This window comes from Lysinibacillus sp. YS11 (assembly GCF_002896375.1).
Classification (GTDB): domain Bacteria; phylum Bacillota; class Bacilli; order Bacillales_A; family Planococcaceae; genus Lysinibacillus; species Lysinibacillus capsici.
The window spans coordinates 2,316,064-2,338,308 of sequence record NZ_CP026007.1 but is presented as its reverse complement, the minus strand read 5'-3'; the positions used below and the strand labels follow the sequence as shown (position 1 = coordinate 2,338,308).

The following is a 22,245-nucleotide window of genomic DNA, read 5'->3' as shown; positions in this document are numbered from 1 at the left end:
AAGTTAATATTAGGTGATAAATTGCATTTAACAGGAGATGGGATAGATATATGCAGACGATTTTTGTAGACTGGGGTGGAAATAATGTGAAGCTAACTTGGATGCCTCGAATGAAATTAACAGAATCTTTAATAGTGACGAGTGTTCATGCAGTGTGCTTTAGAGATGGGAAAGTGTTATTATCACAAATAAAAAATCGAGGGTTTAATTATCCAGGTGGACACGTAGAGATTGGGGAGAACGTAGAAGAAGCTATACTACGCGAAACATATGAAGAGGGGTATGTAAAGGGAACAATTAAATACATAGGTTCTATTGAAGTAAGCCATAAAGAAAATCTGTCCTTTGATTCAAGTGGAAAATATCCATTGATTGCTTATCAGGCATTTTTTAGAATGGATGTTACCGAATGCTTACCTTTTCTCCGAGAACATGAATCATCTGCTCGAATTTGGGTAGAACCCTCTGAAATACCATTTGTAATTAATGACCATAAACTTTCAAAATTAATCTTAGACGATGCGTTAACCTTTTGTTCTTCTTAAACTAACGTGTGCTTTAATTTAATAACAACGATCTTCAACAATCGGACTCTTTCCTGGAAAAAGGAAAGCTCATTTTTCAGTTTAAGGGCTATTTAATTGAATAACGTTTTTAAAGGAATTATGTTGAAAATTAGGTTAGTTGGAAAAGTAATGTACTTAACTAACTGGGAAGGTTAAAGTAATAAGGATTTAATGAATTTCTAAGCAAGAAGGATCATCACTGTGTAGTCTGGAATAGTTAGTTTATAAGTTTCTTTTTAACTTAATTAACATTGCGATTGGAGTAAGCAACCCGTCCTAGATTAGAACGGGTTAGCTCAACTGAGATTATAAAATTAGCTATATTATCACTTTATATTACTTCATCTGGTGGTTGTGTCTTTCTCCAGCCATAAAACTGCATGACGTCTTTTGATCATATAATACATTTCAATTACCACCTTTCATGTTTTTTAATTAACAAGATTAATATTGACGAATACGAATATAATCGTCAATTTTTTTTCGGTTCTCTTCAAAGATTTTTTTCACATATTCATCATGAAGTGCTTTCTCAAGAGAGACCTTACGTTTTGTAATAGTTATCGTGAGCGCAAAAAAGTTTAATATCATTTATTATCACCTCCTTAAATTGTCATGAAAAATGAAAAAAACCGTAGAGAGACTCCTCTACGGCGAAAAAAGGCACAAAAATACCGCAGGGGCACACTTCTCCCTGCGGTATGGGTATGCTTATTTACAAAAAAACCTTAAGCGATCCATTCCGATGCGGTCGAATGTGTGATTTTCATTTTTAATGAAGTTGTAGCTACCAATGACATCAATTTAACGATAACGATCATTTTATTCGACCTCCTTAAGAATTTTTTGTTTACTTTGTAAGTATATCTAAATTTAAGTTGTTTGTAAACATCTTTTACAAAGCTTTCCTAATTATTGAAGCATGAGCTGTTATTAATGGGCGGGTACATGGGGGAAGCCAAACCCTGTAATTTCTACAGGGGTATGGCTACAAAATGAAAAAACGAAACCCATAGTATTTTATCAAAATTGTAGTTCCAGAACTTTAGGAAAGTTTAAGGATTTTACTACAATTTTGATAAATAAAAGAGGTAAACGTTGAAATGATCGGGTATGTTGGAGGTCTATTTTAAAAACGAAGAAAATAAGACAAAAAATACGTGCCAAAAATAAACTACGATGATGCAACTAACTGTGAACATTAAAAAAGGGACAATACAAGTTGAATGGAATCATGAAGAAAAATAAAGAGGTAAAAGTTACAATAATGAAGACATAACTAAGGAATGTAATTGTTCAATGGAACTGTAGCTATTCACGAATGTCCAGGTTAGTTCGATACATATATAAGTAGGTTAGTTAAAGAAAGAACAAATTAATTTTAAGGTTATTTTTGGAGGAGATAAGCAATGAGGGCACCTTATCAAGTTTTGGTATTTCCTTATACAATCACTGATCATTCTATTGAATATGCAATTTTTAAGAGAAGTGATTATGGATATTGGCAGGGATTAGCTGGTGGTGGAGAAGAGGGTGAGAATCCTATTGAATCTGCTAAACGAGAAGCATTTGAAGAGGCTGGCATTACAAGAGATTATCCATATATTGAATTAGATTCTATTTCTTCACTACCAGTAGAAGATGTAGTGGGGAATTTCCTTTGGGGAGAAAACGTTTATGTATTAAAAGAATTTTCTTTTGGAGTTAAAGTTCCTACAAAAGATATATCTTTATCCAAAGAGCACCTTAACTATAAATGGTTATGTTTTGAAGAGGCAGTAACACTTTTGAAATGGGATAGCAATAAAACGGCGTTATGGGAATTGAACAAAAGATTAGTTAATCAGTTGAACACCAAACAAAGTTTATGAAAAAAAATATTTAAGCTAACGAGTGCTTTGTTTGAAGAACAAGGAATTGCAAAGGCAGCTCATTTTTATTGAATTAACGAAGCATAGTATTGAATACCATTCTTTTATATGACTTTTTGGGAAGTAAAAATGAATTAATTAAATAAAAAACAAGCCTGCTCAAATTAATGCATAAGCAGGCTTGTTTTTATTTAATTAATAGTGGTTATAAAGATTTCAATTTACTGTGGTTTTACTTCTATTGACTCTAGATAACGATAAAGTGTTGATTTACTTATACCTGTTTCATTCTTAATATCCAATAATGTGTTTCCAGACTGATACATCTCAATTGCCTTTTTTATATTTTCATCTGATTTCTTAGGTCGCCCAATTGATTTTCCTTTTGCTTTTGCTTCAGCCATTCCCAAAGTAGTTGATTGCTTTACGATATCACTTTGAAATGTTAAAAAGAATTGTAAAACTTGCTCTAGTGGCATTTCAAGAATTTGTGTGGACGTAATATTTTCCTCCATAAAATGAATTGTTACTTGATCTCTTTTACAAATTTTTAGTAGGTCTTCTAAATGCCTAGTTGTATCCGCAATGCTAAAGAAACGAAGTACCTGAATGGTATCGTTTTTTTCTATAGTCATGAGTAATTCTTCAAGAACTAATCGCTTTTTCGCACGACCATGATTTTCAGTAAATAGATAGTCACAATTCTTTAAAGCAGCAGTTTGAATTTGCATATCCTCATCATTAAATAAGGGTCGTTGATAACCATAAATCATATAATTTCACTCCATTTTAGTTCCGTAAAGGTTCCTTTTTGGGAAAAGTGTGCTATGATATTCAAAGATTATATTTTAGTAAAGAAGGAGAATATCATGCAAAGTTTAAAGCAACAATGGCTTGGTAATGTGCGTGGTGACATCTTGTCAGGGATTGTCGTTGCCTTAGCACTTATACCAGAAGCAATTGCCTTTTCTATCATTGCTGGTGTCGATCCAATGGTCGGACTTTATGCGTCATTTTCTATTGCTGTTATTATAGCATTTGTTGGGGGAAGACCGGGAATGATTTCTGCCGCAACAGGAGCAATGGCACTCGTGATTGCAGATTTGGTGGCAGACCATGGGTTACAATATTTATTAACAGCAACCATTTTAACAGGAATTATTCAAGTTTTATTTGGTGTATTTGGAATTGCTAAGCTCATGCGTTTTATACCAAATTCGGTCATGATTGGCTTTGTTAATGCACTAGCAATCTTAATTTTCATGGCTCAAGTACCACACTTTTTTCGAGAAGGGTATATAACGTATATATTCATCGTGGTCACATTATGTATCGTATACATTTTACCTCGATTCATTAAAGCAATACCTGCACCGTTAATTGCGATTATTATGTTAACGGCTGTAACATTCATTTTTAATTTTGAACTAAAAACGATAGGAGATCTAGGTGCAATTTCACAGAGCTTACCGCATTTTTTCATTCCAGACGTACCATTTAATTTTGAAACGTTAGTAATTATTTTCCCTTACGCACTAGCATTAGCGCTTGTTGGGTTAATGGAATCACTAATGACCGCACAAATTGTTGATGATATGACGGATACAAAATCCAATAAAAATATTGAGGCACGTGGACAAGGAATTGCAAACATCGTTAACGGTTTCTTTGGTGGTATGGCAGGATGTGCAATGATCGGACAGTCGATGATTAACGTAAAATCAGGTGGTCGAGGACGCCTATCAACACTTGTGGCTGGGATGTTCCTAATGTTCTTAATCCTGGTACTTGGCAACATCGTGGTCGATATTCCAATGCCAGTACTTGTAGGAATTATGATCATGGTAAGTATTGGTACATTTGATTGGGGATCGTTTAAATATATTGTCAAAGCACCTAAAAGTGAGGCATTCGTTATGCTTGCAACCGTAGCTGTAGTTGTCTATACAGATAACTTGGCGATTGGAGTTGTATTGGGAGTCATTTTAAGTTCTTTATTCTTTGTTGCAACGATTTCAAAGGTACGAATACATCAAGATAACGATAAATTTATAGTAGAAGGTCCTTTATTCTTTGCGTCTACTCAAAAATTTGTTCAAACAATTGAAGCAGTTAAGGAAGATATCGTTACAATCGACTTAACAAGTAGCCATTTATGGGATGAATCAGCAGTTGGTGCTGTCGTAAAAGTCGTTACGAAATTAGAAGAGCAGGGGAAAACTGTGAAGGTCATTGGCATGAATCCAGCGAGTGAAAAATTATATAACCAATTATTAAATGTAGGTGTATCACATTAAGGAGGATACTTTATGTATAAACATATTTTATTGGCTGTTGATGGTTCTGAGAATTCAGTGCGTGCCGCAAAAGAGGCAGTCAAAATTGCTTCTGAGAATTCACTGATTGAAATGGTGTACGTGGCAGATTTTGAAAAGGCGAAAACAGAAGTGTTACATGCTGTATCTAGTGAAAGTTTATTATTAGAACGTAAACGAAAGGTAGCACCAGTAGAAGAAGTTTTAAGAGTTGCTGGGAGTAACTTCAAATTAACGATTTTACATGGTACACCTGGTCCTATAATTGTGAAGTATGCAAATGAAAAACAAGTTGATCTAGTTATCATTGGTAGCAGAGGCTTAAATACTTTACAAGAGATGGTGTTAGGAAGTGTAAGCCATAAAGTTATGAAACATGTTCATTGCCCAGCTTTAATAGTGAAATAGCATGCTATAGTGATTCATAGAATATGGGGATATTATGGAAAAATTTAACTTGTGTATGAAAAATTCACGGGTAGCCATAGTAGTTTTATATAAAAGATTGATTATTTATAATAAAGTTTGTTTAAACATCCTGTATCGATATGCAGGATTTTTTTGTTTAACAAACGGGGCAGTTTAGTACAAAAATTTTTAGGAAAGAAATATATCTGCAAATTGAGACTAGGGATGATTAAAATTACTGAAGAATTATTACGTGAATACCTGTTTTAACAGGGAAATCTAGTTGAATGGTGTTTAAAACCTCTTAATCGAAGCAACTATTTAATTGTTCCAATAATGTGTTGTACTATGATTCTAAGCAAGCTTTGATATCATTAGGAGGCATACAAACGAAACCAGGGATATCCCCAATACATTGCTTGCTGTTATTCAATTATTGGGCAAGTACTGTAATAGAATGCAGAAATTGTGGAGGAAAAAAATGAATAAAACGGAGAGGCAGCTTGCGATCACGCTTGAATTACAGCGAAGCAAAACATTGAGAGCAGAAGATTTAGCTTCTCAATTTGAGACAAGTGTACGTACGATATATAGGGATATTCAAACACTAAGTGAGGCTGGGGTTCCCATTTTAGGCGCCCCTGGTCAGGGTTATTCCTTAATGGAAGGATATTTTCTACCCCCGGTTAGGTTCACAGCAGAAGAGGCCGTCTCCCTGCTCATGGGAGCTGATTTTGTCGAGCAAAGGTTGGATACAGATTATGGTATTAATGCAAGGTCCGCTAAACGCAAAATCGAGGCTACTTTGTCGGAGTCAGTTCGTAATGAGTCAAGGCTTGTTCGGGAAACAATGCGACTGCTTCATATAGGTGAGCAGTCAACTGAAGAGCGGGTAAAAACATATCTTAATCAAGTTCGCGATGCAATTTTGAAACAGTGCAAAATCAGTTTTATGTATATTAAAAAAATGCCAGGAACAGATGGGAATCGGAAAAATAAACGTGTGGTCTCTCCATATGGATTAACACTTGTCCATGAAAATTGGGTTTTACTAGCATACTGTGATATGAGGCAAGAAATGCGACATTTCCGTTTGTCCCGGATGTCCGACCTTTCTGTGTTGGAAGATCAATTTCTTCTACCAAATGATTTTGACCTAAGTAGCTATCGGCCACCTGACAATCGAGATGAAAGAATAATAATGAGGGCAAACCCCGAAATTGCCGACAAAATCATTGAGGCAGTTAATTTTTATATTGAATCCATTGAGGAGCGGAATGAGGAGGTAATCTTTCAATTTCGTGTTCGGTATCCAGAGGAACTATTACAGCATTTACTTGGCTGGGGCGGAGATATCGAGGTGATTGAGCCGAAGTCTTTACGCTTCAAGATTCGGGAAGTAGCGAAAAAAATTCTAGAACACTACTGACATACACCTGTCAGTAGTGTTCTTTTATACTGTGACTATACCAAGATGAAGAGGAGCTGCTTGAAGGATGAAAAGTACAAAGGAAGTATTGAAGTCATTTGAACTTACAGTAGAAAGTTATTTGGCAGAACTGACAAAACTCAATATGGATAAAATACATAGAAAGCTGAACGAAGAAGATTGGTCCATAGGACAGATGTATGTACATTTAATTCAATCAGCTTTCATGCATCTACATAATGTCGAGCAATGTTTAGCTGGTAGCGAATCGACATTGAACCCAGCGAAGGAAAAAACTGAGCAGGGTAAGATTGTTTTTAAACTAGAACAATTTCCTGCTGTTCGTATTAAGGTCCCTGCTTCGCCAAACTATACTCCGCAACCACCAGAGAGCATGGAGCATTTGGTAGAAGGACTTCACAGTGTAGTGGAACGGATGAGGAATACGGAATCAGTTCTACTTCAAGTGCCTGTAAGTAACAAGATACTTCATCCGGCGTTCGGTGCTTTAAACGCGAAGGAATGGTTTATGTTGATTGAAATGCATTACAGACATCATTTTTTACAACTGTATCGGTTGAAAAGTTTAGCATTTGAAGAGTAGGGGGATGCATCATGTCGAATATAACAAGTCAGAAAAGCAGATATTGGATTGGCGTTGTATCCGCTTCTCATGTGAATTTAGCCATAGAAGGTGGTTTTGCACAGTTATGTCACGGTAAGGCAGCACCTTTGCGTAAAATGTCTCCAGGTGATTGGCTGATATACTATTCCCCTCGCACAGACATGTCCAAAGGGAAGCCAGTTCAAGCATTTACTGCTATTGGTCAGGTTACGGATAACGGTGCTTACAAACATCAAGTGTCGGAGTCGTTTGTGCCATTTCGCAGAGATATGCGTTATATTCCTTGTCGAGAAGTTAAGATTGCATTGTTGTTAAACCAGCTCACTTTTACGCGTGGAAATCGCAATTGGGGGTTACCATTCCGTCGAGGTCATTTTGAAATTGGAGCTGAAGATTTTATGACAATCGTTACTTCGATGTTAGATGGTGAGGAACAGGCGTTATCCGTAAGGTACCAAATTCAATGCCAAACAAATTAAGAGAAACAAGAAACTTTTATGCTACTAAAGTAGATTATACTGAGAACAGTAAAAGAAATTCTGAGCTTAGATTGAAAGGTGAATTATTAGTTATTAAACATCTCCAAAATGTATTAGGTTATGATACCATTCATACTTCATTAATAGAAGGTGATGGAGCTGGGTATGATATAGAAGCTACTAAAGAGGATGGTACTTCTATATTTATAGAGGTAAAAACAACAAAAGGTGGTATCAATACGCCATTTATGATAACTGCTAATGAACTTGCATTTTCCTCAGTTTATGCACGTAACTACGAATTATATAGAGTCTATGAATATGACCATGAATTTAATTCTGGCAAGTTCTTTAGAATAAAAGGTGACCTAGGAGCCTCCTTAAACTTAAAACCTACTGTTTATAGTGCAAAGTTATAAAATAAGCTACCATTAGTCTATAAACTAATGGTAGCTTACTTTATTTGGTTTAAATTTTTTCTTCAATAAGATATGAAAATTTAATTATTTGTGAAGTTTTTATACGTCTAAGATTACTAGAAGGAGAGGGATTACGATGACAATTTATGAACAACTATTAGAGCTCCTCAAAGAAGAAAAAGGTAATATTTTAACATCTAAAGAGGTAAAAGATAGATTATCAAAAAAATTCAATACAAATCTAAAGAGTATTATTCTATCAGATTATTGTTATAACCGTTACAATAAAGGTATATCTTTTAATAAACATCTATTTATATATATTAATCGAAGTACATATAGATTTGTTGGTGAAAATTATCCTTATACGGGACTAATCTTTCACAATCCTAAAGGCGCAGAGTTTGAAAGTGTTGTAGGAGAGTGCGATAAAGGGCAACTTCTACTCTATAATGAACAGACTGTTAATAAAGGTACAATAGGAATATCACAAATAGAAAAGTTATATGAGGAATACTTAGAAATGTTACGATTTGAAATGAATGTATTTGGATGCAAGGCTACTGAATTAAGGCATCTTATAGGGCGGCTAGGTGAATTCTTTTGTGTTCTTTACACGAAAGGAGAACTAGCTAAAGTAACTAATCAACATGGATTTGATGTGGTGAAAAACGGTAGAAGAATTAGTGTTAAAACAACTGCCCAAGAAAAAAGTTTTATTACAATCAATAAAAATACATTCAACCAATTTGATGATTTGTTCGTAGTTCAGTTCACAGAAGATGATTTTAAAATCTTATTTTTTGGAGCAAAGGAAGAAATCCCTTCACCGAGAACATGTGGCAATAAATATGAGGTAGATATAAGTTCATTGAAAAGAATATCGAAAATCCTTTATTAAAAAAGTTTAAGTGTCGGTAATTTTGTTATTCATTATGAATTTACAAAAAATGAGAATTAAGATGTCAGACGCATCAAGATTCGTTAATTCGGATAGATACCTGTCTCGAAACGTCTGAATGTCGCATATTAATGGATTTCAAACATCTAGATTACTATTGAAAGTAGCAATAACTATATTCCATAATTGGGCGCAGTTCTTTAGTAAGAATGCGTCTCTCTTCATCTAAAGGACCAGATTGTTGAGAAGTGTTTTCGATAAAATGGATATTGTTGAAAATTGAGTAAGAAGGTGAAGTTTTTCACTTGAACTAACAGAGGACTTTAGCAAATTATTACTGCGTTACATAAAAGGTCCTTTATTTATATTGTAGAAAGAATAATGTAAAGCTTATAATTTAATTAGGTGATTAAAAGTGACGATACAACATAAAAAGTTAATCAATGTTTATGATAGGCGTATACTGTTCAATAAATATCGTAAAAATACACCAAGCGTAATCTTTATTGCAGGGTTAGGCGATAGCCATGAAACATGGAAAAAGGTACAAGAACGAATAGCGGATGAAACATCTACCTTGTCCTATGACAGGGCAAGTATTGGCAGGAGTCAGGACGTAGCTGTCTCGCGAACTTGCTGTGATCTTGTTGAAGAGCTCTCCGAATTGGTGCAAGCGCTTGACGTGGAAAAGCCTTATATATTAGTAGGCCATTCCTTTGGTGGTTTGGTCGCCAGATTGTATACCAGTCTTTATCCGCAGGACATCTGTGGTATGGTTTTGGTTGACGCTGCACCGGAATATAAAGAACTTGCCTATGAAAAGGTTCTACCAGAAAATCTACTTGCAGGAAATAGGGAATATTTCGAGAATCCTATGTTGAATAGTGAGAAAATTGATAAAATACAGAGTTATAAGCAAATTGCTGATTATTCAAAAGAAAGTGACATCCCTCTCTCAATTATTACAAGAGGTTTACCCGATAATAATGAAGATGGATGGCCCTCTCTAGAAATATTAAAAATTGAACAAAGTCTACAAGCAGAATTCCAACGGCTGTCAACGTCAAGTAAGTTCCGGATTGCTAATCGTAGTGGACATTATATACACCATGATGAGCCTGATATTGTAATAGAAGAGATTTTATTAATGTTAAAGGGGATGGGAAAGTGAGCGATATAAGGTTAAAACTTATGGAAGATTTACAAAGAATTGAGGAGAATGAGTATCAGTTAGGCGAAGGTGAGCAGCATCAAGATTTCTTACCTTTGTTACTCCAATACATTGGCGATCCTCATCCAGAATTGCGGGATAATTTGATTTATCCGATGTTTTATATGTGGATTAAGGAAGAGAATAGGTTCAGTGAAGAGGAGTTGCGTAGTCTCTTAACTGTTCTGACTGATGAGAACCACTTGTTCTATAATATTGGCAGCGAGGATGATCAATCAGTTTTTACAAGGACGTTTTCTGCCTTGCCTATCGCTTTGATTATACAACACCACAGAAAGAATCCATTTTTAAATCAAGAAGAAATTGGGCAATTAATGCAAGTAATGCTACGTTATTACAAAGAAGAGAAAGATCTGCGGGGTTACCTTTCAGTAGGAGGCTGGGCTCACAGCGCGTCTCACGGTGCAGATGTTTTTGTTGAGTTGGTGCAGTGCGAGGAGAGCAGCGTTGCAATGCTGCGTGAGGTTCTAGTCGCTATTTCTGGCAAGCTACATAATGGAATACATATTTTTAGTGATGAGGATGATGAGCGATTAGTCAATATCGTGGATACGATGATTCACAAAGAATTACTTCCACATCAAGAAATTGCTAATTGGATTAGCTGCTTAGCGCAATGCTGCAATTTGCCGAGAAATCGCAGTCAGGTGATTGCTCGTGTGAACAGCAAGAATTTTTTACGCAGTCTCTATTTCAGAAGGGGACAAGATAGCCTAGGGAATGAGCTTAATACTGCCATACTTGGCACAGAGGCAAAATTAAACAGGTTTTCTATCAGTTAAAGGATTAAGGGGTTGTCCCCATCCATAGGAATTGGCTGAGAGATTTCCTGGTTTATTCCGCCATTAAACGCTTTGATTCCCTAAAATATATAATGAGCATGTTTTGATTAATCATTTATTAAAACATGCTTTTTCATTTTCCTGTTTATTTTCACAGACATCTCCATTATCTTCTCCAACTAAAAGAACGGTTGTATTTTCTTGTGAATTGGAAATAATAGCTAAATATTCTTGACCACTTAAACTTTCTATACCACAATATGTCGCAATGTTTATTCCAGTAATATCAAAAACTGCTCTTACCGACGTAAATATTGAAGCCTAAAGCCTAATAAAAATAAGTGTAGGGTTTCTAATCGAATAACGATTTTCAAAAATCGAGCGCTTTCTCGGAAAACTAAAATAGTGTCTTTGCCTAAAAGGCATTAACAAGAAAGGAGAAATCCTTTTCGTTAATGCCTTTTATATTACTTAGCTTAAATGGATCTTTTATAAGCACTCATTGTCGAGGTATATTGGAATATTTTAGGGTTAACTAGTCCATCACGCAAATCCATCATCCCTAATTGTCCCATTTTGTTTAGTAAAGGAATCAACCAACTACCACTTGGAGCACCTTGTAGCACTTTGATTTGATCAGATGATAACTTTGAAACTTTACTCGTATCAATCGGTTCTTTTGCATTTTCTATTGTTTCTCGAAAAGCTTTCAAGTCTGTTTTATACATATTCTCGCCAGTTTGTTGAGTAAAACCTTTATATCCGTAAGCTCCTTGAAGGATAGTTAACCTTATACTCATATCTTCCATAGAAACCATCTTTAAATACACCTCTCTTCATAGTATTCCTACATTATAAATGTGGAATATTTATCGTTCTTTCAATGGTATTCCAAGGGGAATTTTGTGAAGTTGATCTAAACTTATATAAAGCAGAAGTCCCACTTGAAATTTTTAAGTCTGAATTAAAAGTTACTGTATGATAAAACGCATCTATAATTTTGTCATTATTAAAATCTATAGCAGCTTCATTAAGTTTATAATCACGATTTTGATATGTAATACGCTCATCATCTAACCATTGATTTTCACTTCCATAGCCAACTTCCATAACTGCTACAGTAACAGTTCCTGAAACTGCATGAGAAGTTTGCTGCATGCCAATATCCTCAGTTACTTGATTGCTTGTTCCAACTTGAGATACTACTTTGTCAATATAAACAGATGTTAAAGGTGGTGCTGGACCTCTTAGAACGGGACTATTTTGACTGTTTTTTAATTCCTCTTTAATTTTAGCAGCCTCATCTGAAGTAACTAATGTAACAGTCCAATCAGGATGTTTTGTTTTTAAATCTTCAATTAATGGATCTACAGCAATCTGATCTTTTTCTATCTCTGAAGCCTCAGCTGTATTTAGCCCCAGCAAACCGCTTGCTAAAATTCCTACAGTTAGTAAATATTTCTTCATATACAACTTCTCCTTTTACATTATTTGTAACACATTATAATTATCGGATAATAAATCGGATGTTTAACACTATTTTCCAAAATAGATAATTATTAATTAAATGCCCCTTCAGAAAAACCAAGTAGTACCCATGTAATGAATCATTAAACTCGACCAAAACTTTCGATTCCAAAGGTTACACTGCAGCTTCTGAAATGCTGATTGCCAGCATGTGTCTATAACAATGTGATAGGGGAGTAGTTGTAGTTGCTACATTACTTATCAATATCTTTTATATTAGATATAACCGCCAAAACTTTCAGTATCCCACTCATGAATAGCATTTTAATCCATCTCCAGAACCTTTTCCATATAAATAATGGTAGCTTCAATCTTCTCATGTCCAAGTGATTTCATAATTTTATAAATATCGGCACCATTCAAATGTGAATAGTTTAAAAAACTAATATTATAAATCTATTTATAATATTAGAATTTAATATACCTTAAGAACACATATGTATTCCTGTGATAAAGTGCTCAAAACTTTCAAAGTTAATTACAAAAAATTAACACTCTGGTGTTCTGATACGAATTGAAATATTGTTTAGTGAATAATGATATGTCTCAATTTTTCTCATAGAGTAGTTTTCAAAAAAGGTATTTAATACAGGATGGATACTAGTAGAGAAGCTTACAATTTCGGATTTTTTGTGAATAAGAGAGATTCAAAGAAATGATACTTCGTATAAAATACGGAAATATAATATCTAAAATATGGTCATATTATCCAAACTAATTCAATAAAAAAGATGTAGCCTTAGGAGCTACACCTTCCTTCGTTGCAAAAATTTTAATGCTATTTGTAATTCGAAAAAACAACATTATACGTTATTAATGTATTATCTGGCATTTTTAAGATAAGGGTTGCATTTTGATTAGTATCTATTTTATTAGTTGGAAAAAAGGAGGTATGATTCTCATTATATGATGGATCATTTGGCCAACTTGTTGTTCTTTGAACACCCAAAGATATAGTGCTTGATGGATAAATATAGTTATCTCCTTGTTTTAAAACAATATTTATTGGGTTAAATATTACATCAATTGAATTACCATATGTCTCAATTGTAAAATCAATACTTTTTGATTGCTTATATATATCAACCCATTTTTTAGCTTCTGAAAAAGACAAAGTTTCATTTTTATTAGTTTTTAATGCGGCTACAGATAGAACAGTTAAATATGGAGTATTAATATTAACAATAGGTTGATAATACTTTAGTCCAAATCCATCTGATGCTACAGGAACTATATATTTTTTTCTTATATCGTGGAGGTGATATACACCTTTATTCCCTTCTTGAATTGCTTCTTTAATCTCTGCGTCTGTAATGTTCAAAAAATTCCTATTTCCCTCTTGTTTGGGAATTTCTACCTTTACTGAGATAGTCTTATCATTTTGCTCGATTGTAGCGGTTAAAGTTTTATTATCCCATTTAACGTTAGCACCTAGAGCTTCACTAATAAATCTTAAAGGTACTAAAGTTGTGCCATTTCTAATTTGAGCAGGAACATCGATAGAAACTGCTTGTCCGTTTATTACAGCTGTTTTCGTTCCTAGTTTTAATGAAATGTTAGTTGTATCTTTAGTTGCAGAAATGGTTTTTGTATTTTGATTCCATATTACAGTTGCTCCTAATTCTTCAAAGATTGAACGTAATGGGACTAACGTACGATTGTCAATCATTTTCCCACCAGTGATAGTAACGACACTTTGTGCACTAACCGTATTTGTAGAAATTAAAATGAGTGCAAATAAAATATATGAAACTATTTTTTTCATTTAGAATTTTCCCCCTTTAAATATGATTATAAGGGATATTAATGGAGATTTACCATTTTTAAATTATTTTTGAAAATTTTATGTTCGTCTTAACTTTTAATGTTTACTTTTTAATTTTCATAATTAAAAAGATGCAGCAATTATTCTAAAAGCAGTTGGAAAATAAGCGTATTATCATAACTTAATAATATTGGTTTTAAACTTAATTTGGAATTTCAATTGTTCAACCTGGCGTATCGATTCTGGAGATCTCAAATTCAATGAAACAAATTATCCTGGCAACTGATGCTGATTTAAAGGATACGTATGGCTTACGCTTAACATATTATTTTAGCAATTAAGTGGATAGTCTACTCTCTTTGTTCTAATCTATATGAATTTCTATTATTTCTCTCTTTAGCGAATTAAAAAAGGGACTCTCCAATTGTTAATGGAAACTCCCGTTAAGAGCAGCACTTAGCTCAAATTGGGTAAAAATCTGTTGCAATTCAAAACATTAAATCATAATATAAGAATATAGTTATATATGGATTAATTCACCTTTCTTTAACGAGGTGATTTTATTTAAAATAATATATAAGCAAATAATTATATAAGGAGTGCAGATAAATGGAAAATACACTAATTGAAAAACAACTAAAAGCAGCTGCAGATTTAAACCGCATTAAATTACTTGCATGCATGAAGAATGGGGAGGTATGTGTATGTGATTTTGTAGATGTTCTCGGAATATCGCAACCAGCTGTTAGTCAACATTTACGAAAATTAAAGGAGGCAGGCATTATTACGGAACGAAAAGTAGGGACTTGGAAACATTACCGTTTAGTAGAGGATCAAACGCCATTGATGAAGGGCATCTTAGAACAAATTCAGCCTTTAAAGGGTTGCAACTGTGGCACAGATTGTTGCCATGTAGGGGGAAATATAAATGAGTAATGATTCTTTAACCAAGCAGCTATCTTTTCTAGATCGTTACCTTACCTTATGGATATTTGTTGCTATGGGAATAGGTGTTTTATTAAGTTTGACAATGCCTAATATTGGAGAAGCATTAGAGGCCATGTCTATTGGCACAACATCCATACCGATTGCTATCGGGTTAATTGTCATGATGTACCCACCATTAGCGAAAGTAAAGTATGAAGAAATGTGGCGTGTGTTTAAGGATTGGAAAGTGCTTTTACTTTCTCTTTTTCAAAACTGGTTACTCGGACCGTTCTTAATGTTCTTTTTAGCCATCATTTTCCTGCACGATTATCCAGAGTATATGGCTGGACTGATTATGATTGGTTTAGCTCGTTGTATTGCAATGGTCATTGTATGGAACGATTTAGCACGTGGAGACCGTGAATATGTAGCTGGTTTAGTTGCGTTTAACTCCATCTTTCAAATCGTGACTTATTCAATTTTTGCTTACTTTTTCTTAAATGTATTACCTGGTTGGTTTGGTTTAGAGAATTTCCATGTATCCATTTCTATGTGGGAGATTACTAAGAGCGTACTTATATACTTAGGTATCCCGTTTGCTGCAGGGTTCCTCACACGTTGGATAGGGATTAAAACAAAAGGGAAACATTGGTATGAGGAAAAGTTCTTACCGAAGATTTCACCACTGACTCTAATTGCACTGTTGTTCACGATTGTGATGATGTTTGCTTTAAAGGGTGAGCAATTAGTAGAACTGCCACTTGATGTAGTGCGAATTGCTATTCCATTATTTATTTACTTTGTGATTATGTTTGCTGTGTCATTCTTCTCTTCCCGTAAAGTTGGGGCATCTTATCCTGTCACAGCAGCTCTTTCTTTTACAGCTGCAAGTAACAATTTTGAGCTAGCGATTGCGGTTGCAGTGGGTGTGTTTGGCCTGCATAGTGGCGTGGCATTTGCTGCTGTTATTGGTCCACTTGTAGAAGTACCTGTTCTCATAGGACTTGTATGGGTTGCCCTACGTTGGCAGAAAAAATACTTTAAAACCATTAAATTATAAGGAGCAATTACTATGACAAATATACTTTATTTCTTATGTACAGGAAACTCATGTCGAAGTCAGATGGCTGAAGGATGGGCAAAGAAATTACTACCTACCAATTGGACAGTTAAAAGTGCGGGTATTGAAGCACATGGTGTAAACCCGAATGCTATAAAAGCGATGGCCGAGGTAGGGGTTGATATTTCAAATCATACATCCGATTTAATTGATAGGGAGACATTAAACAACGCCAGGTTAGTTGTCACGTTATGTGGGGATGCAGCAGATAAATGCCCGATGACGCCTCCTCACGTTCGTCGTGAGCATTGGGGATTTGAAGATCCTGCGAAAGCGACAGGTACAGATGAAGAAAAATGGATTGTATTCCAAACTGTACGTGATGCAATTGGAAAACGGATTGAGCAATTTGTAGCTGAGGAGCTGAATTAAATTGAAAAAAATTCATATCTATGAGCCAGCAATGTGCTGTTCTACAGGCTTATGTGGACCCTCTATTGACCCAGAATTATTGCGTATGTCATTTATTATGAATAATTTAAAGAAAACAAACATTGAAGCTGAAAGGTTTAATCTTACAAACGAGCCAAATGCTTTTGTAGAAAACGAAGCTATCAATCAACTATTAATGTCAGAAGGAATGGATGCCTTGCCTGCAACGTTTGTGGATGGAGAATTACTTTGTAAAGGGATCTACCCAACAAATGAACAATTTTCACTGTGGTCAGGACTTTCAGAAGACGAATTACTACAAAAGCCAAAAGTACGCTTGTCACTAAAAGGAGAAGCCTAAGATGGAACGCTTTACAAGAAGTCATTTCCCTGACACCCCATTCCTATTTTTCACGGGGAAAGGGGGCGTTGGGAAAACATCGGTTGCTTGTAGCCTATCAATAGCCATTGCAAATGAAGGGAAAAAGGTACTTTTAATTAGTACAGACCCCGCATCCAACTTACAAGATATTTTTGGCCAAACGTTTTCTAATAGTCCAACAAAAATTGAAGGCATAGATAATTTATTTGCGATAAATTTGAATCCTGAACAGGCGGCACAGCATTACAAAGAACAAATGGTTGGTCCGTATCGTGGAAAGCTACCTGAAGTGGTATTAAAAAATATGGAAGAGCAACTTTCTGGTGCTTGCACAGTAGAAATTGCTGCTTTTAATGAATTTGCAACACTATTGACTGATACTTCAGTCATTGGGAATTTTGACACTGTCGTGTTTGATACAGCGCCAACAGGGCATACGTTACGATTATTACAATTGCCTTCTGCATGGTCTACGTTTCTAGATGATAACACGACTGGTACCTCATGTTTAGGTCCTTTAAAAGGGCTAGAGCCACAACGTGAAATCTATAAAGAAGCAGTTGAACGTTTAAAGAATGCCAAACAAACGACGTTAATGTTAGTGACGCGTCCTGAAGAAAACCCTTTAAAAGAAACTGCACGTGCTTCTCACGAATTGTTTGAAATAGGCATTCAAAATCAGACTCTACTAATTAATGGATATATGAGCAATACCGATTCTACTGATGATATCGAAGAGGCTTTCATTGCGTGTCAAGCTAATGCATTAGCAAGAATTCCTGAAGAACTAAATCGATTTGAACATTTCTACTTACCATTTGTACCGTACTCATTATCAAGTATTGAGCGTATGCAAGCATGGATGACTGACCAAGAAGTTATACAAGAAGATGAATCAAATGAAGAAACTAAGATTCCAGAGATAGAAGAAATGATTGCAGATTATTTAGAACGTAAGCCGAAACTCATTTTTACGATGGGTAAAGGTGGGGTTGGCAAAACAACTGTGGCTTCTTATATTGCATTACGATTAGCAGAAGAGGGTACTCATGTACATTTAACTACAACCGATCCTGCCGCACACCTCGATTGGACATTTGGTGATGACAACGTTAAAAATTTAACGATCAGTCGTATTGATCCAAAAGTAGAAGTGGAAAACTATGAAGCAGAAGTGCTTGCAAAGGCAAGTGAAACGATGAATGAGGAAGGTTTAGCATTTGTGAAAGAGGATTTGGCTTCTCCTTGTACAGAGGAAATAGCTGTATTCCGAGCATTTGCTAACGTTGTAGAAAATCATCAAGATGAAGTCATTATTATTGATACTGCACCAACAGGGCATACGCTGCTGTTATTAGATGCAACAGAAGCTTATCATCGTGAAATAAGCCGTTCACAAGGGGATATTCCTCCAGCTGTTTCAAACCTGTTACCAAGGTTGCGTGATGCCTCTTATACGAGTGTCGCCATTGTAACTCTCCCTGAAGCAACACCTGTCTATGAAGCTTCGCGCTTACAAGAAGATTTACATCGTGCTGGATTATCTGTTGATTGGTGGGTTGTTAATCAGGCATTTTCATCTATCTATACAACAAGTCCAACATTAATTCAAAAACAACAAGCAGAATCGAAATGGCTAAAAGAAGTTAGATCCATCAGCAATAATCAATTTGTGGCCATTCCATGGGTAAAAACGCCACTGGTTGGAGCACAAGGCTTACATGAATTAAAAGGAGAGAAAATCAAATGAAAATGAGTCCAGAAGGTAAAAATTATTTAGAACAGGTATTAGCTGATTCCGAGGTTAAAACACTTCGTTTCTTTGGTATTACAGGCTGCTGTGGGGTTAATTTAGGTGTAGGCTTAGAAGCACCAGCAGCAGAAGATGCGATTCAAACAATTGAAGGTATCGAAATCGCAATTCATCCTGATATTGCACCGCAATTAACAGATGTTACGATCCATGCAGAAGAAGAGAATGGTGAACTAGGTTTAGTATTAGTTGGATACTCTCCGACATCTTGCTAAAGAGTAATTCTAAATATACTGTCTGTCTTAGCAATTATTCTATCTGTGAATGGAGGATACAATAATGACAGTAAATCATGCTAGCGTATTAACAAAAGATTATTTTATCGCTTATTTAAAGTTAATTATGAATAGTAGAGAATACACATTGATACAGGCTAAAGAATTTGCTTTTGATTTCTTCTTTAAAGGAGATATGGAGCGATACGGCCCTTCTACATGGTTGCAATTTGAAAAAGCTATAAAAGAAATTGATAAAATCATGTGTGAAATTGAAGTGTGTTCATAACTATTACAAAAGCTTAAATAAATTACGTCTAGCTAACTGCTAGACGTAAAAAAATATATTTTATATAAGAAAATGCTTATATAGAGAAAAGAGGAGAAATTTATATGAAAACACTAAAAGTAATCAACCAAAATCAATCTTGTTGTACTACAACTAAGGATATTGAAGTACAGGAGAGTGTTAATATCCCAAATAAGAATTTACCGATTGTCATAATTGGTGCAGGTCCTATAGGGTTAGCTACTGCTGCTCATCTAGTAGAGCAGAACCAGTCATTTATTTTACTTGAAGCTGGCAATGAAATAGCACACAATATTCGTACTTGGGGTCATGTCACATTATTTTCTCCATGGCGTTATAACATCAATAAAGCTGCTAAATCATTATTAGAGGGGGCTGATTGGATAGAACCTAACTTAGAAACAATACCTACGGGGCATGAATTAATAGATCTTTATTTAAAACCTTTGGCAGAGTTAACACAAATAAAACCAAGTATCCGATTGAACTCAAAAGTAGTAGGTATATCAAGACAATTTAATGATAAAATGAAATCAAAAAATCGATTCAATCAGTCCTTTAATATATATGTTGAAAAAGAGGATGATATCGATATTATTGAGGCAAAAGCAGTTATTGATGCAACAGGAACATGGGGGAATCCAAACCCAGCAAATTCTACAGGTGTTTGGCTAAAAAATGAAAAAGCAATAGCAGATCACATTGAGTATGGTATTCCAGATATAAATACGAACCCTAAGAGATATGCAAATAAGAAGGTTGCTGTCATTGGTGGTGGTCATTCAGCGATCAATACTTTATTAGCTTTGGCTGAATTACAAAAAGATAATCCTGCAACAAAGCTTGTGTGGATTATGCGTAAAAAATCTGTAGAAGAGGCCTATGGCGGGGAGGAAAAAGATGCGTTGGCAGCACGTGGCGCACTGGGTATTCGCATCCATGAGTTAGTAGATACAGGTAAGGTTGAAGTAATAACTCCTTTCTATATCTCACAGGTGAAGAAAGAAGAGAACATCCATATTGTTGGTACTATAAACGGAGAACAAAAAGTATTAACAGGATTTGAAGAGCTTATTGTCAATACAGGAAATCGACCAGACCTATCAATTAACAGCGAATTACGCCTTTCGATTGATTCAGCAACAGAAAGTGTGCAAGCATTAGCGCCCTTAATTGATCCTAATGAGCATAGTTGTGGCACAGTAAGGGCGCATGGAGAAGAAACACTACGACAACCAGAAAAGAACTTCTACATTGTCGGTGCAAAAAGTTATGGACGCGCACCTACATTCTTAATGGCCACAGGCTACGAACAGGTTCGTTCCATAACAGCTTATTTATCAGGAGATGAAGAAGCGTCGAAACGTGTGGAATTAGACTTACCAGAAACAGGCGTATGTAGTATTAATCTTGTTAATCAATCCAATACATGTTGTTAAAAATTTGACTGTTAGCGCAAGCTAGCAGTCCTTTTAAAATACCAAGGGGGAAATGGGATGGACACACTTATTATTCGTAAAATGGAAAATAAGGATTTACAAGAGGTATTAAAGATTTATAAAGAGGGAATCGAAACAGGAATGGCAACTTTTGAAACAATAGTGCCAAGTGAACAGGTATGGGATGAAAGACACCATGCGACCTTGCGTTTTGTTGCAGAAGAACACAATAGAGTGGTTGGTTGGATTGGCATTTCACCCGTCTCTACACGCTCCGTCTATTCTGGAGTTGGAGAAGTTAGTGTTTATATATCGAGTGAAAGTAAAGGGAAAGGTATTGCCTCTAAGCTATTTAAAGTACTAATTGAAGAGAGTGAAAAGGAGGCGTTTTGGACACTCCAATCATCCATCTTTGCGATCAATTCATCAAGTATCCAATTACATAAAAAGATGGGCTTTCGAATTGTTGGTACAAGAGAAAAAATTGCTCAATTAGATGGGATATGGCATGATACAGTTTTAATGGAAAGAAGAATGTAACTTCGAAATAAAGTTACGTGTGCAAGATTCACAAATTAGAATAAAGTAAATTCATGGGTAGCCATTTATAAGCGATCTTAGACATATTTTAGGTATTCCGTTAAAGTGTACGATTGTTCAATAGAACAGTCGCTTTTTACTAACGGAGCAGGTTAGTTTAATAAATTTTCGTAAAATTCAAGGATTCTTACCCAATAAAAAAGAATATATATTTATTAAAATTTTAAAAAGCGTTACTTGAGAAAGGAGATACTGAATTGGAGGATTTAATAAAGGAGTACAGCTTAGGATACACAATGATTTGGGATGCCATCGAAGGATTAACAGAGGAGGAGCTTCGATACAAACCCGCACCAAACAAATGGAGCATTCATCAAATTCTCATACATGTAACGGATTCCGAGATCTCAGCCACACCTAGGCTAAAAAAAGTATTGGCAGAGGATGAGCCAATACTGGTCTCATTTGACCAAGATGCATGGGCGAATACCTTGAGTTATGACTTATTGGACCGTGAACAGTATTTGCATCTTTTCAAATTGTTACGTACTAGTATGCAGCCTATTTTGGACAATCTAACGAGTGAACAAAGCAGGCGAGTGGGGATGTACATAGATCAGGAACGATTCACATTTAAGCAATTACTTGAATTTCGCGTACAACATGTTCGCGACCACCTTGATCAAATTGAACGGATAAAGAATTCATATCGAGAGAAACAACCAAATTAAACCTATTTAAACCACAGCAAAAAGGGAACGACATGTGCTTTTTATAACGGGTTAAATTAAAGAGTATTCCTCGAAGAT

The 22,245-nt window shown here is 35.2% G+C and carries 26 protein-coding genes; 21 read left to right on the top strand and 5 right to left on the bottom strand.

From position 1 onward, the window contains the following. Nucleotides 1-50 precede the first annotated feature (50 nt). A complete protein-coding gene (locus LBYS11_RS11530) occupies nt 51-545 on the top strand; it encodes an NUDIX hydrolase (protein WP_054550199.1) in 495 nt (164 codons plus the stop codon). A 465-nt stretch (nt 546-1,010) separates the two neighbouring features. Here LBYS11_RS11530 and LBYS11_RS11525 read toward each other — a convergent pair whose 3' ends face one another. Next, the gene (locus tag LBYS11_RS11525; protein ID WP_081011020.1) at nt 1,011-1,157 is read right to left on the bottom strand and encodes a YrzI family small protein; all 147 of its coding nucleotides are present in this window, start codon (nt 1,155-1,157) and stop codon (nt 1,011-1,013) included. Nucleotides 1,158-1,975: 818 nt separating this feature from the next. Here LBYS11_RS11525 and LBYS11_RS11520 point away from each other — a divergent pair. Next, nucleotides 1,976-2,437, top strand: a complete 462-nt coding sequence (locus LBYS11_RS11520; RefSeq protein ID WP_103118171.1) for an NUDIX hydrolase — start codon at nt 1,976-1,978, stop codon at nt 2,435-2,437. A 221-nt stretch (nt 2,438-2,658) separates the two neighbouring features. Here LBYS11_RS11520 and LBYS11_RS11515 read toward each other — a convergent pair whose 3' ends face one another. Beyond that, nucleotides 2,659-3,210 (bottom strand): recombinase family protein, encoded by a 552-nt coding sequence (locus tag LBYS11_RS11515; RefSeq protein WP_103118170.1) that lies wholly within the window; start codon nt 3,208-3,210, stop codon nt 2,659-2,661. 93 nt (nt 3,211-3,303) lie between these two features. On the opposite strand from LBYS11_RS11515, the gene LBYS11_RS11510 reads away from it, so the two are divergent. From LBYS11_RS11510 to LBYS11_RS11470, 9 genes are all read left to right on the top strand, one after another. Beyond that, the gene (locus tag LBYS11_RS11510) at nt 3,304-4,734 is read left to right on the top strand and encodes a SulP family inorganic anion transporter (RefSeq protein ID WP_103119080.1); all 1,431 of its coding nucleotides are present in this window, start codon (nt 3,304-3,306) and stop codon (nt 4,732-4,734) included. Between the two features lie 12 nt (nt 4,735-4,746). Continuing rightward, nucleotides 4,747-5,160 (top strand): universal stress protein, encoded by a 414-nt coding sequence (locus LBYS11_RS11505; protein WP_103118169.1) that lies wholly within the window; start codon nt 4,747-4,749, stop codon nt 5,158-5,160. Between the two features lie 481 nt (nt 5,161-5,641). Beyond that, the gene (locus LBYS11_RS11500) at nt 5,642-6,589 is read left to right on the top strand and encodes a helix-turn-helix transcriptional regulator (RefSeq protein ID WP_103119079.1); all 948 of its coding nucleotides are present in this window, start codon (nt 5,642-5,644) and stop codon (nt 6,587-6,589) included. A gap of 67 nt (nt 6,590-6,656) precedes the next feature. Continuing rightward, a complete protein-coding gene (locus LBYS11_RS11495; RefSeq protein ID WP_103118168.1) occupies nt 6,657-7,193 on the top strand; it encodes a DinB family protein in 537 nt (178 codons plus the stop codon). Nucleotides 7,194-7,204: 11 nt separating this feature from the next. Then, nucleotides 7,205-7,693: an EVE domain-containing protein gene (locus tag LBYS11_RS11490; RefSeq protein ID WP_103118167.1), complete on the top strand. Its 489-nt coding sequence runs from the start codon at nt 7,205-7,207 to the stop codon at nt 7,691-7,693. Further along, nucleotides 7,678-8,112: a protein NO VEIN domain-containing protein gene (locus tag LBYS11_RS11485; protein WP_103118166.1), complete on the top strand. Its 435-nt coding sequence runs from the start codon at nt 7,678-7,680 to the stop codon at nt 8,110-8,112. Before LBYS11_RS11490 ends, LBYS11_RS11485 begins: the two co-directional genes overlap by 16 nt. Nucleotides 8,113-8,248: 136 nt before the next feature. After that, nucleotides 8,249-9,013 (top strand): DUF7225 domain-containing protein, encoded by a 765-nt coding sequence (locus tag LBYS11_RS11480; protein ID WP_103118165.1) that lies wholly within the window; start codon nt 8,249-8,251, stop codon nt 9,011-9,013. Between the two features lie 415 nt (nt 9,014-9,428). After that, complete coding sequence (locus LBYS11_RS11475) at nt 9,429-10,184, top strand: alpha/beta fold hydrolase (protein WP_103118164.1); 756 nt, start codon at nt 9,429-9,431, stop codon at nt 10,182-10,184. Next, nucleotides 10,181-11,026, top strand: coding sequence for a DUF2785 domain-containing protein (locus LBYS11_RS11470; RefSeq protein ID WP_103118163.1), 846 nt, complete (start codon nt 10,181-10,183; stop codon nt 11,024-11,026). The genes LBYS11_RS11475 and LBYS11_RS11470 overlap by 4 nt, the downstream gene beginning before the upstream one ends. 476 nt (nt 11,027-11,502) lie before the next feature. On the opposite strand, the gene LBYS11_RS11465 is transcribed toward LBYS11_RS11470, so the two are convergent. The 3 genes from LBYS11_RS11465 to LBYS11_RS11455 all read right to left on the bottom strand — a co-directional run bounded on the left by LBYS11_RS11465 (nt 11,503) and on the right by LBYS11_RS11455 (nt 14,318). Next, nucleotides 11,503-11,844 (bottom strand): hypothetical protein, encoded by a 342-nt coding sequence (locus tag LBYS11_RS11465; RefSeq protein WP_103118162.1) that lies wholly within the window; start codon nt 11,842-11,844, stop codon nt 11,503-11,505. Nucleotides 11,845-11,878: 34 nt separating this feature from the next. Next, nucleotides 11,879-12,493 (bottom strand): DUF4879 domain-containing protein, encoded by a 615-nt coding sequence (locus LBYS11_RS11460; RefSeq protein WP_103118161.1) that lies wholly within the window; start codon nt 12,491-12,493, stop codon nt 11,879-11,881. Nucleotides 12,494-13,331: 838 nt separating this feature from the next. After that, entirely contained in the window at nt 13,332-14,318 is a 987-nt protein-coding gene (locus LBYS11_RS11455) for a copper amine oxidase N-terminal domain-containing protein (RefSeq protein ID WP_082148194.1), read from the bottom strand. A 609-nt stretch (nt 14,319-14,927) separates the two neighbouring features. Between LBYS11_RS11455 and LBYS11_RS11450 the strand changes: the two genes are divergently transcribed. From LBYS11_RS11450 to LBYS11_RS11405, 10 genes are all read left to right on the top strand, one after another. Further along, nucleotides 14,928-15,254: an ArsR/SmtB family transcription factor gene (locus LBYS11_RS11450; protein ID WP_048395856.1), complete on the top strand. Its 327-nt coding sequence runs from the start codon at nt 14,928-14,930 to the stop codon at nt 15,252-15,254. Continuing rightward, on the top strand, nt 15,247-16,305 hold the full coding sequence (gene arsB, locus LBYS11_RS11445) for an ACR3 family arsenite efflux transporter (protein WP_103118160.1): 1,059 nt from the start codon (nt 15,247-15,249) through the stop codon (nt 16,303-16,305). The genes LBYS11_RS11450 and arsB overlap by 8 nt, the downstream gene beginning before the upstream one ends. A 12-nt stretch (nt 16,306-16,317) precedes the next feature. Further along, nucleotides 16,318-16,737, top strand: a complete 420-nt coding sequence (arsC, locus tag LBYS11_RS11440; RefSeq protein WP_103118159.1) for an arsenate reductase (thioredoxin) — start codon at nt 16,318-16,320, stop codon at nt 16,735-16,737. Nucleotide 16,738: 1 nt separating this feature from the next. After that, a complete protein-coding gene (gene arsD / locus LBYS11_RS11435) occupies nt 16,739-17,098 on the top strand; it encodes an arsenite efflux transporter metallochaperone ArsD (RefSeq protein ID WP_103118158.1) in 360 nt (119 codons plus the stop codon). A 1-nt stretch (nt 17,099) separates the two neighbouring features. After that, nucleotides 17,100-18,869: an arsenical pump-driving ATPase gene (gene arsA, locus LBYS11_RS11430; RefSeq protein ID WP_103118157.1), complete on the top strand. Its 1,770-nt coding sequence runs from the start codon at nt 17,100-17,102 to the stop codon at nt 18,867-18,869. Continuing rightward, entirely contained in the window at nt 18,866-19,147 is a 282-nt protein-coding gene (locus LBYS11_RS11425; protein ID WP_103118156.1) for a Fe-S cluster assembly protein HesB, read from the top strand. Before arsA ends, LBYS11_RS11425 begins: the two co-directional genes overlap by 4 nt. Before the next feature lie 64 nt (nt 19,148-19,211). Next, nucleotides 19,212-19,436, top strand: coding sequence for a hypothetical protein (locus tag LBYS11_RS11420; protein WP_103118155.1), 225 nt, complete (start codon nt 19,212-19,214; stop codon nt 19,434-19,436). Nucleotides 19,437-19,540: 104 nt separating this feature from the next. Next, a complete protein-coding gene (locus LBYS11_RS11415) occupies nt 19,541-20,896 on the top strand; it encodes an FAD-dependent oxidoreductase (RefSeq protein WP_103118154.1) in 1,356 nt (451 codons plus the stop codon). A gap of 57 nt (nt 20,897-20,953) precedes the next feature. Further along, nucleotides 20,954-21,436, top strand: a complete 483-nt coding sequence (locus LBYS11_RS11410) for a GNAT family N-acetyltransferase (RefSeq protein WP_103118153.1) — start codon at nt 20,954-20,956, stop codon at nt 21,434-21,436. A 257-nt stretch (nt 21,437-21,693) separates the two neighbouring features. Next, the gene (locus LBYS11_RS11405; RefSeq protein ID WP_103118152.1) at nt 21,694-22,167 is read left to right on the top strand and encodes a DinB family protein; all 474 of its coding nucleotides are present in this window, start codon (nt 21,694-21,696) and stop codon (nt 22,165-22,167) included. Nucleotides 22,168-22,245: the final 78 nt, after the last annotated feature.